Genomic DNA, 1,023 nt, shown 5'->3' with positions numbered 1-1,023 from the left:
GGCGGGTCCTGATCAACCTCGACGAGTCGCGGCGGCGGCTGGAGCACCTGCGGTCCGAGCCGCGGGTCAGTCTCACCGCGCTCGCCGACGGCGACTGGTACACCCACGTCAGCGTCCAGGGCCGCGTCGTCGATCTGCACGACGACGCGGACCTGGCCGACATCGACCGGCTGGCCCGCCACTACACCGGCGCGCCGTACCGCCGCCGCGACCGCCGTCGCATCAGCGTCTGGATCGACGTCGACCGCTGGCACGGCTGGGGCCGCATGGAGAACACCGACGTGGATCACCACCGCCGCTCTTAGCGCAACCCCACGGCGTCGTGCCGCCAGAACACGTCGGAGTAGACGAGCGTGCCGGTCATCGTCGGTTCGTGGCCGCTCAGCAGCCGCACCTGGAACGCGGCGTCGGGGATGCGCAGGGACGGCTTGCGGAACCCGAGCGGCTCTCCTGGCGCGAACCCGAAGCGCGCGTAGTAGCCCGGCGGGCCCTCCAGGAACACCGCGGGCGCCCCCTGCTCGTCGGCGAGTTCCAGGCCGCGGTCGATCAGCGCGCTCCCGACGCCACGTCGCTGGTGGCTCGGCAGCACCCCGACCGGGCTCAGCACCAGCACGTCCACCAGCCGCTTCGGCGCGTCGAGGATGCTGCGGGTGAACAGCACGTGCCCGACGATCTGCCCTCCGTCGACGGCGACCAGGGAGAGGCCGCTGGTGGGGGAGAGCAGGGAGCGCAGCCCTCTGGCCAGCCCGGCCACATGCTCCCCGTCGGCGCCGAACGCCTGCCGGTGCACGTCCTCGACGGCGTCGTGGTCGGCGGGTTCCTCCAGGCGCAGCTCCATGGCCGTCACCGTAGGCGCGGTCGCGGCGCGCACGCATCTGCATTTCCGTGGCGCTAGTTGTACCCGGCCATCAGGTTGGTAGCAGGCGGCTGATCGGTGGGCGTCCTCCGAGTGCGCTGTGGCGGCGTTCAGTGTTGTAGTGCTCGAGCCAGGGTGCAAGTGCGGCGGTGCGTTCGTCGTTTGTG

The 1,023-nt window shown here is 71.7% G+C and carries 3 protein-coding genes; 1 reads left to right on the top strand and 2 read right to left on the bottom strand.

Going from position 1 to position 1,023, the window contains the following annotated elements; all coding sequences use genetic code 11:
• The coding region (locus C1I92_RS32925) for a pyridoxamine 5'-phosphate oxidase family protein (protein WP_111258836.1) at positions 1-305 on the top strand (305 nt) is incomplete at its 5' end.
• Here the strand turns inward: C1I92_RS32925 and C1I92_RS32920 are convergent.
• Positions 302-838, bottom strand: coding sequence for a GNAT family N-acetyltransferase (locus C1I92_RS32920; protein ID WP_111258835.1), 537 nt, complete (start codon positions 836-838; stop codon positions 302-304). The genes C1I92_RS32925 and C1I92_RS32920 overlap by 4 nt on opposite strands.
• Positions 839-908: 70 nt before the next feature.
• Positions 909-1,023 (bottom strand): integrase core domain-containing protein (locus tag C1I92_RS32915; RefSeq protein WP_146605141.1); only part of this gene is annotated, 115 nt, incomplete at its 5' end.

This window comes from Jiangella anatolica (assembly GCF_003236295.1).
Classification (GTDB): Bacteria; Actinomycetota; Actinomycetes; order Jiangellales; family Jiangellaceae; genus Jiangella; species Jiangella anatolica.
The sequence above is the reverse complement of the archived record's forward strand: the minus strand, read 5'-3'. Positions and strand labels throughout refer to the sequence as shown.